Origin of the sequence: Desulfocurvus sp. (assembly GCF_023230885.1) — a bacterium.
Lineage (GTDB): Bacteria > Desulfobacterota > Desulfovibrionia > Desulfovibrionales > Desulfovibrionaceae > Desulfocurvus.
Genome location: NZ_JALNWM010000168.1, coordinates 1 through 7873 on the forward strand (window position 1 = coordinate 1; position 7873 = coordinate 7873).

The 7873-nt window shown below is 71.8% G+C and carries 6 protein-coding genes, 1 tRNA gene and 1 pseudogene; 5 read left to right on the forward strand and 3 right to left on the reverse strand.

The window, feature by feature from the left end:
* The 3 genes and pseudogenes from M0P34_RS11735 to M0P34_RS11745 all read right to left on the reverse strand — a co-directional run.
* A pseudogene (locus M0P34_RS11735) lies at nt 1–344 on the reverse strand (hypothetical protein); the annotation flags it as partial.
* Between the two features lies 1 nt (nt 345).
* Entirely contained in the window at nt 346–2010 is a 1665-nt protein-coding gene (locus M0P34_RS11740; protein ID WP_291499306.1) for a glycosyltransferase family 4 protein, read from the reverse strand.
* Nucleotides 2011–2043: 33 nt separating this feature from the next.
* Nucleotides 2044–2916 carry a glycosyltransferase family A protein gene (locus M0P34_RS11745; RefSeq protein WP_291499308.1) on the reverse strand — a complete coding sequence of 291 codons (873 nt, stop codon included), beginning with the start codon at nt 2914–2916 and terminating at the stop codon, nt 2044–2046.
* Between the two features lie 247 nt (nt 2917–3163).
* On the opposite strand from M0P34_RS11745, the gene M0P34_RS11750 reads away from it, so the two are divergent.
* The 5 genes from M0P34_RS11750 (at nt 3164) to M0P34_RS11770 (ending at nt 7738) form a co-directional block, all read left to right on the forward strand.
* The gene (locus M0P34_RS11750; protein ID WP_291499310.1) at nt 3164–4648 is read left to right on the forward strand and encodes a GGDEF domain-containing protein; all 1485 of its coding nucleotides are present in this window, start codon (nt 3164–3166) and stop codon (nt 4646–4648) included.
* Between the two features lie 337 nt (nt 4649–4985).
* Nucleotides 4986–5675, forward strand: a complete 690-nt coding sequence (locus M0P34_RS11755; protein ID WP_291499312.1) for a queuosine precursor transporter — start codon at nt 4986–4988, stop codon at nt 5673–5675.
* Nucleotides 5676–5725: 50 nt separating this feature from the next.
* A complete protein-coding gene (locus tag M0P34_RS11760; RefSeq protein ID WP_291499315.1) occupies nt 5726–6631 on the forward strand; it encodes an NAD(P)/FAD-dependent oxidoreductase in 906 nt (301 codons plus the stop codon).
* 155 nt (nt 6632–6786) lie between these two features.
* Nucleotides 6787–6862 (forward strand) — tRNA-Ile (locus M0P34_RS11765).
* 87 nt (nt 6863–6949) lie between these two features.
* Nucleotides 6950–7738, forward strand: coding sequence for a Nif3-like dinuclear metal center hexameric protein (locus M0P34_RS11770; RefSeq protein ID WP_291499327.1), 789 nt, complete (start codon nt 6950–6952; stop codon nt 7736–7738).
* The last annotated feature ends 135 nt before the right edge of the window (nt 7739–7873 follow it).

Here is a 7873-nt window from a genome sequence, read left to right on the forward strand (position 1 = left end):
AGCAGCGTGCGCGCCCCCGCGTAGAGCGCGCCGCGCAGGCAGGCCTGCCAGTCGGCGCTGGCGTGCAGGTGCAGCAGCGCCGGGCCGTCGGCCAGGGCCCAGGCCCCCGCCGCCAGGGGCGACACGCGCGCCTCGGCCCCGGGGCTGCGCCCGGCGGGCGGCGCGGCCTCGGATGCCGCGCCCGGGCCGTCGTCCTGCTCGAAACTCAGGGCCGCGTCGGCCCCGGCGGCGCGCAGCGCCTCGTGCAGCAGCCGGGCCACGCCCGTGGTGCCCCCGCGCAGGCGCAGCAGGGTATGCAGGCGGACCCGGGGCAGGTCCGCCGGGGCGGCGGCGGTTTCGGCCACCTCAGCCCGCCCCGCCGGAAGCCGCGCCGCACCCGGCGCGCTCCAGAAGATCGTGCTTGAGGGCCCACAGCACCAGGAAGCGCGCCTGCCCGGCGTCCAGCCCGCAGGCGGCGGCGGCCTTGGCCGCCAGGTCCCCGGCTCCCAGGGGCTTGCGGGCGAAAAACACCAGCCGCGACACATGCCCGGGGTCCACCAATCCCTCCAGCCCGGCGCACACGGTGATATAGTCCTGCCCGCGATAGACGGCCTCCCCCGTGCGCGACCAGCGCAGGGGCAGGGCGTCGTCCCAGCCCGCCGTGGGGTAGCCCGCGAAGGCCGCGCCGTAGGGCATGTGCAGCGGGTGCGCCCGCCCGCGCAGGGCGGCCTCGTCCACAGGCGCCTCCCACAGCTCCTCCCACAGCCGCACATGGCGCCGGACCACCGAGGCCCAGGTGAAATCCTCCAGGACGCGCCGCCGGGCGGCCCCGCCCAGGGCCCGGCGCAGCCCCGGCTCGCGGACCAGCCGGGCCAGGGCGTCGGCCAGGGCCGGAACGTCCACCACCGTCTGCTGGGCGAACAGCAGGTGCGACTGGTTGTCGAAGACCAGAGGCGCCAGGGCGTCGACCTCGGGGGTCGGCCCCGGGCCCAGGGTCGGCACCAGCAGCCCCGTGCGGCCGTCCTCCACCAGGTCGCGGTAGCCGTCGTAGTCCGACACCACGGCGGGCAGCCCGCAGGCGGCGGCTTCGAGCACCGTGAGCCCGAAAGTCTCCTGGGGGTTGTCCACCGGCGAGAGGAAGATGTCCGCCGCGTGGAACAGGCCGAGCTTGGCCGCCTCGTCGGGCCGCGCGATCACGTCCAGGCGCAGCCCCGCGTTGGCCGCCAGAGCCGCCAGGGTCGCCGGGTAGGGGTCGTCGGTGTCGGTCCAGCCCGCCACCAGCAGCCGCAGGCGCGCCAGGTCCAGCCCCCCGGCGGCCATGCGCCGCGCGGCGCGCAGCACGGGCACGAGGTCCATCTTCGAGTATTGGGAGATGCGCGCGAAGACGAGGATGGCGCACTGGTCGTCGCCAAGGGCCAGGCGGTCGCGCGCGGCGGCGCGCAGGGCGGGGTCCGGCGGGTGCAGGGCGGCGGTGTCCACGCCCAGGGGAATGCGTTCCACCCGGGGCCGGGGCAGCGGCCCGTAGCAGCCGTCGAGGTGGTCGTAGAGCGCGCCGAGAACGCCCACTGCCCCGCGCGAGGTCGCCACGACGCAGTCGCGCGCGGTGACCCCGGGCCAGAGGTGGGCCAGCAGGTCGCGCATGTAGCGCGTGTAGCTCAGGGAATGGGTGGGCGCGGTGATGGGGAACGCCGCCGGGGCCAGGGCGTTGCGCAGCCGGGCCAGGTGCGCGGGGTTGTTGATGCAGTCCGAGAGGTGGAAGCAGTGGTACGCGCCGCCTGCCAGGGCCCCGGGCAGCTCCCTGCGCGTGCGCACGCGCAGGCGGCCGTCGCCCGCCAGGGCCGGGAACTCGCGGGCCAGGAATTCCTCCACGCCCCGGGCCAGCACCTGGTCGCGCAGGAAGAAATGGTATTCATCCAGCGGGTCCAGGGCCAGCAGGGCGCGCAGGAAGGCCTCGTTGGCCACGCTGCGGCCCATGATCTCCCCGCCTTCGTGGAACGGGTCCAGGGTGGCCCAGATTTTCCGCGATTCCATAGCCTTCGATCATGCCCTCGCGGTTGGCGCGCGTCAAGAACCCACGGCTCGGGCCGGGGCGCCCGCCGCGCGGGCCCGGGCCACGTCGGCGGCGATGGCCCGCAGGGCGGCCACATCCTGGGCGCGGGGGATGAGCCCGCGCCTGAAGGGCGCGGCCCAGGGCTCGCCGCGCAGCAGCGCCCGGGCCCAGGCCAGCACCTCGGGGGCGAAGAAATACTTGTTGTCCACCACGATGCGCGCCTTGGCCCGGCCATCGGCCAGCCGCGCCCGCCAGGAAAAATTGGCCCGGTGGTGGTTGTAGCGGAACAGGGGCGCGGGCACGCGCACCCCCGCGAAGCCCGCCGCCGCCGCCTGGACCCAGAAATCCCAGTCCTCGTAGGCCGTGGCCGACAAAAACCCCCGGCTGGCGGCGAAGACCTCGCGACGCATGAGGGTGGCCAGGGTCAGGGGATTCTGGGTGCGCAGGATGTCCGGGTCGAACTCGGGCAGGGCCACGTCGCGGCTGCCCCCGGGGCCGGATTCGACATAGTCGGTATAGGCCAGGGCCATGCCCGGGGCGGCCTCCAGGGCGGCCACCGTACGCGCCAGGAACCCCGGGGCCAGTTCGTCGTCGGCATCCAGGCACAGCAGATAGCGCCCCCGGGCCACGCGCAGGCCCGCGTTGCGCACCGGACCGGGGTGCCCCTGGTGGCGCAGGGGCAGGACACGCAGCCGCGCCAGCCCCAGGGCCGCGCCCAGGGCCCGGGCCACAGGCACCGACCCGTCGGCGCTGCCGTCGTCGACCACCACCAGCTCCACCCGCGACAGCCCGAAGGTCTGCCCCGCCAGGCTCTCGAACAGGCGCGGCAGGAAGCGGACATACTCGTAGTTGGCGACAACGACGGACACGAGCGGGGTTTCGGGCATGGGCCATCCTTTCCGGGCAGCGGTTTTCGCAACGGGGTCGCGGCGGGCCCCTGTCGGTTCATCGGCAGGCCCGGGCGGCGGGTTTAGCCCCCGGCGGGCCGCAAGTCAAAAAACCGACCCGGAACCAGGCGCGGAAAATGCCGCACCCGCCAGCGCCGCCGCCCGCGGCGCCTCCCTTTTGCGCATTCTGGCCCCGTTCTTGCTAGCCAAACTGCGATTTCGCCCTCTCAGCACAAAGGACGCAGCGATGAACACCGTGGAACAGAATATCCTCTTCTGGGGCCTGGGCCTCGACGACCTGGACGCCAAGCGCATCCAGGCCGCCGTGCCGGGCTGCACCCTGCGCAACTGGCCCGAGTCCGCCCTGCCCGGCGACGCGGACATGAACGAGGAAACGCCCTTCCTGATCTGGATTCCCATGCGCGTGTGGGAGCGGCAGGACGCCGCCGGACGCGCCGCCATACTGGAATGGGAGCCGCCCCAGAAGGTGCTGCTGCTCGACCCCGGCGGCGAGGCCGACCTGGAGGCATTCATCGACATGGGCTTCCTGACCGTGCTGCGCAGGCCCCTGGCCGAGGCCAAGATATGCGACACCATGCGCAAGGCGGGCGAGGTCCACTCGCTTTATGAAGACATCATGCGCATGACCCGCGAAATCGCCCTGGAGCGCGAAATCCTCTCGCGCAAGACGGACTACCTGCTGTTCCTCAACCGCTTCATGGCCCGGGTTTCCGAGAGCCTGAACCCCGCGACCATCGTGGCCACCGCCCGCAAGGACCTGGCCGAGCTGCTGCCCGTCAGCGCCGCCCAGGGCATCTTCTGGCAGGAGATGGGCAAGGGCTACATGGAGAGCGAGATTTTCCTGGCCTTCCACGAGGACGCCGCCGTGCAGGAGCAGTGGATCGAGCTGCTCCTGGGCAGCGCGCGCAGGCTTTCCGGGGCCAAGGTCGAGAGCTACCAGCTGACCTACCTCATGGACGCCGACGCCGTGGCCCAGGGCGCGGACCTGACCCCGCGCGACGGCAGGCTCTTCCTCCTGCCCCTGAAGGCCGGCGGGCGCAGCTTCGGCTGCCTGGCCCTGCTGACCGGCGAGGAGATGCGCCTGACGCGCCAGCAGCGCGACGTGCTCAACTCCGCCGTGAACCACCTGGGCCTGGCCCTCAAGAACGCCCTGCTCTACCGCGAGGTCAAGCTGCGCGCCGACCACGACGGCCTCACGCGCATCTACAACCGCCACTACTTCGACGAGCGCATCGTGGAGGAGCTCTCCCGAGCCCAGCGCTACGGGCAGGACATCTCCCTGCTCATCCTCGACCTGGACCACTTCAAGGCCGTGAACGACACCCACGGCCACCAGGCCGGGGACACGGTGCTCAAGGACGTGGGCCAGCTGCTCCAGGACACCCTGCGCTCCACCGACTTCGCCGCGCGCTACGGCGGCGAGGAGTTCTGCGTCATCCTGCCGCACACCGGCCAGGCCCAGGCCATGCTGCTGGCCGAGCGCCTGCGGGCCAAGGTCCAGGCCCTGCGCTTCTCGTGCGAGGGCCGCGACTTTTCGGTCACGGCGAGCATCGGCGTCTCGTCCCTTTCCCCGGGCGGGTTCTCGCGCAGCGTGGACCTCGTGCGCGAGGCCGACCGCGCCCTGTACGCGGCCAAGGACCAGGGCCGCAACCGGGTCTGCCTGGCCGGGGAATGCCTGGCCGGGGCCGGACGCGAGGAGGCGGCGGGCTGACCCGCCCCGGGCCGGACAATTCATGACATCACGGGGCCGCCTTCGGGCGGCCCCGGCGCGTCCGCCAGCGCCCTTTCGCCGGGCCCCGCCCCGCGCGGCACCAGCGCCCGGCCCCGCCCCCGCGCGGCGCCCGGCGGTCCCTGGCCCGGCCCCGCCTCCGCCGCAAGCCGCCGCCGAACGGCCAGCGCCGCCGCCGGAGCCCCGGCCTGGCCCGCCCCGGCCCGCAAGGCGCCCGCGGCCCTTGACCCCCGCCCCGAAGGCGCCTATGTAGCTGCCCTCCGGCACAACGCCGGGATGGAGGCCGACCTCCATCTAAAACATCACTCCGGAGATTGAAATGCCCAATGAAATCCTCTGGCTGGGCTTCGCCCTGCTCGACCTGAGCATGGTCGTCGTCCTGCACCGCTTCTTCGGCAAGGCCGGGCTCTACGGCCTGATCGTCTTCAACCTCATCCTGTGCAACGTCCAGGTGCTCAAGACGGTGCAGCTCTTCGGGCTGACCACCACCCTGGGCAACGTGCTCTACGCCAGCGTGTTCCTGTCCACGGACATGCTCGGCGAGCTGTACGGCAAGGCCGAGGCCCGGCGCGGGGTGCTGCTGGGCTTCATCGTGCTGGTGCTGGCGACGGCCTACATGCAGATCGCCCTGGCCTTCACGCCCACGCCCGACGACTTCGCCCAACCGCACCTGGAAGCCATCTTCGGCGTCCTGCCGCGCATCGCCCTGGCAAGCATGGCGGCCTATCTCGTCTCGCAGCTCCACGACGTATGGGCCTTCCATTTCTGGAAAAGCCGCACCGGCGACGCCATGCTCTGGCTGCGCAACAACGCCAGCACGCTGGTCAGCCAGCTGCTCGATTCGTCCATCTTCTGCTTCATTGCATTCTGGGGCGTCTTCCCCTGGCCTGTGCTGCTCGAAATCCTGATCACCACATACCTCTTCAAGACCATCGTCGCCCTGCTGGACACGCCGTTCCTGTACGTCGCACGGCACCTGGGCACGGTTGCGGGCCGGGCGCGGGCCTGATAGCATAAGGGGATAAGCACAAGCCAAACGCCAACCCCAAAGAGGATTCCATGCATCAGGTGCAACTGCTGATCGTCGGCCAGGGGCCCGCGGGCCTGAGCGCCGCCATCTACGCCGCCCGGGCGGACATCGAAACCGTCGTGGTCGGCCTGCCGCCCAAGATCGACGGCGAATACGACATCGACAACTATCTCGGCTTTCCCGAGACCACCAAGGCCAGCGTGATCATGGCCGCCGGGCGCGCCCAGGCCGAACGCTTCGGCGCCAAAATCGTCACCGCCCGCGTGCTGGGCATCCACATGAACGAGGCCATGCGCTTCGAGGTCAAGACCGAGTCCGGCCACTACGACGCGGGCGCCGTGATCCTGGCCACGGGCGTGTCCAAGGTCCGCCCCGGCATCTCCAACTTCGACGACTACGACGGCAAGGGCATCTCCTACTGCGTGTCCTGCGACGGATTCTTCTATCGCGGCCGCCCGGTGGTGGCCCTGGGCGAGGGCGTCTACGCCGCGAGCCAGGCCCTGGAACTGCTGGCCTACACCGACAAGGTCGCCCTGTGCACCCAGGGCAAGGAAATGACCATCTCGCCGGAATACCTCAAGAAGCTCGGAGAGGCCAACATCGAGATCATCACGCGCAAGATCGTGGAACTGCGCGGCGCCCCGGCCCTGGACACCCTGGTCTTCGACGACGGCAGCACCTATGCCGCCGACGGCCTGTTCATCGCCATGGGCGAGGCGTCCTCGTCGGACTTCGCCTGGACCCTGGGCCTGGAGCGCAACGGCAACCACATCGTGGCCAACGCCATGCAGGAAACGAACATCCCCGGCGTGTTCGCCGCCGGAGACTGCGTGGGCCGCTTCGCGCAGATCAGCGTGGCCGTGGGCGAGGGCGCCATCGCCGCCCGCCAGGCCATCAAATACTGCCGGAACAAGTGCCCCAAGCCCCGGTCCTGAGGGACGGGCCGGCCGAATCACCACGCGCGCCGGGCCGGACTGGCCCGGCGCACCGCCTGTGCTGCGGGCCGCGCCGCGCGCCCCGGAGCGCATGACTTCGTCTTGACAAAAAGCGCCAGGAACGGGTATGAAAATCGGCTTGGCGAGCACCGGATGGGCCAATAGCTCAGTTGGCAGAGCTTCCGGCTCATAACCGGATGGTCGCAGGTTCGACCCCTGCTTGGCCCACCACGACCCAGCGCCCGCCAAGACAACGGCAGCCCGGCGGCCCAGGCCCCCGCGCCGCCCTTTTGTCCGCCCAGGAGGCCGCACGCACCCATGGATCACGCCGCCGTCATCGCCTGCATCGAGCAGGTCGCCCCGCCCGCCGGGGCCGCCGCGTGGGACAACAGCGGCGTCCAGGCGGCGGGCACCCGCGCGGACGTGCGCAAGCTGGCCGTGACCATCGACCCGGCGCCCGGGCGGCTGCGCGAGGCCCTGGACTGGGGCGCGGACCTCGTACTGACCCACCACCCGCTGTACATGGAGCCCAAGGCCCTGTCGCGGCCCGGGTATTTCCTGGACGCCGCGCGGGCCGTGCTGGCGTCGGGCGCGTGGCTCTACGCGGCGCACACCTCCCTGGACGTGCGCCCCGAGGGGCCAGCAGGCTGGCTGGCGCGCGCCCTGGGGCTCAGGAACCCGCGCGTGCTCGAGCCCGCCGGGCCCGAGGCGCCGCGCACGGGCTACGGCCTCGCGGGGGAGCTGCCCGAGCCCCTGGCCTGGGCGCGCTTCGCCGAGCGGCTGGCCGGGCATGTGGAACGCGGCTTCTGGACCCTGGCGGGCGAGGCGCCGGAGCTGGTGCGCACCGTGGCCTACTGCACGGGGTCGGGGGCGTCCCTGGGCGCGGCCGCCCGGGCCGCCGGGGCCGATGTGCTGGTCACCGGCGACGTGAAGTATCATGCGGCCATGGAGGCCGAAATTTTCACCATCGACGTGGGTCATTTCTCCCTGGAGGAGCGCATGACCCGCGAGATGGCCGCCCTGCTGGACGAACGTCTCGGCCCGCAGGGCGTCGCGGTGCGTTTTTTCCCCGGCAGCGACCCCCTGCGGGTCCACCTGCCCCGATAGGTTTCCCGGGCACGCCCGGAACCGAGCAACCAAGGCCGGCCCGCGCGGGCTGCGCAGACCGAAACGGCCGCCGCGTGCGGCCACGGGAGGATACCCCCTTGAGCATGTATCTCGAACAGATCGAAAAACTCGTCA

Bases quoted from the DNA above. Each gene is read 5' to 3' on its own strand.
- M0P34_RS11770 (WP_291499327.1), top strand. From the start codon at position 6,950: ATGGATCACGCCGCCGTCATCGCCTGCATCGAGCAGGTCGCCCCGCCC.
- M0P34_RS11745 (WP_291499308.1), bottom strand. From the start codon at position 2,916: ATGCCCGAAACCCCGCTCGTGTCCGTCGTTGTCGCCAACTACGAGTAT.
- M0P34_RS11750 (WP_291499310.1), top strand. From the start codon at position 3,164: ATGAACACCGTGGAACAGAATATCCTCTTCTGGGGCCTGGGCCTCGAC.
- M0P34_RS11760 (WP_291499315.1), top strand. From the start codon at position 5,726: ATGCATCAGGTGCAACTGCTGATCGTCGGCCAGGGGCCCGCGGGCCTG.
- M0P34_RS11755 (WP_291499312.1), top strand. From the start codon at position 4,986: ATGCCCAATGAAATCCTCTGGCTGGGCTTCGCCCTGCTCGACCTGAGC.
- M0P34_RS11740 (WP_291499306.1), bottom strand. From the start codon at position 2,010: ATGGAATCGCGGAAAATCTGGGCCACCCTGGACCCGTTCCACGAAGGC.